The organism is Photorhabdus heterorhabditis (assembly GCF_018448905.1).
GTDB classification, from domain to species: domain Bacteria; phylum Pseudomonadota; class Gammaproteobacteria; order Enterobacterales; family Enterobacteriaceae; genus Photorhabdus; species Photorhabdus heterorhabditis.
The window spans coordinates 1-316 of sequence record NZ_RCWA01000198.1 but is presented as its reverse complement, the minus strand read 5'-3'; the positions used below and the strand labels follow the sequence as shown (position 1 = coordinate 316).

The window sequence follows — 316 nt, the reverse complement described above, 5'->3', positions numbered from 1 at the left end:
CCGGCCTCGCCCCCCACCCCCCACCCCCCCATCCACCCATGACCCACCCCACCCACCCCCCCCCCCCCCCCCCCCCCCCCACCCCCCCCCCCCCCCCCCCCCCCCCCCCCCCACCCCCCCCCCCCCCCCACCCCCTCCCCCCCCCCCCCCCCCACCCCCCCCCCCCCCCCCCCCCCCCCGCCCCCCCCCCCCCCCCCCTCCCCCCCCCCACCCCCCCCCCCCACCCCCCCCCCACCCCCCCCCCCCCTCCCCCCACCCCCCCCCCCCCCCCCCCCCCCCCGCGCCCCCCCCCCCCCCCCCCCACCCCCCCCCCCCC

1 protein-coding gene is annotated in these 316 nt (G+C 92.4%); it reads right to left on the bottom strand.

All coding sequences use genetic code 11. The features are described 5' to 3' along the window. Positions 1 to 316: hypothetical protein (locus EAE89_RS24550; protein WP_214086699.1), on the bottom strand; the 316-nt coding region annotated here is incomplete at both ends.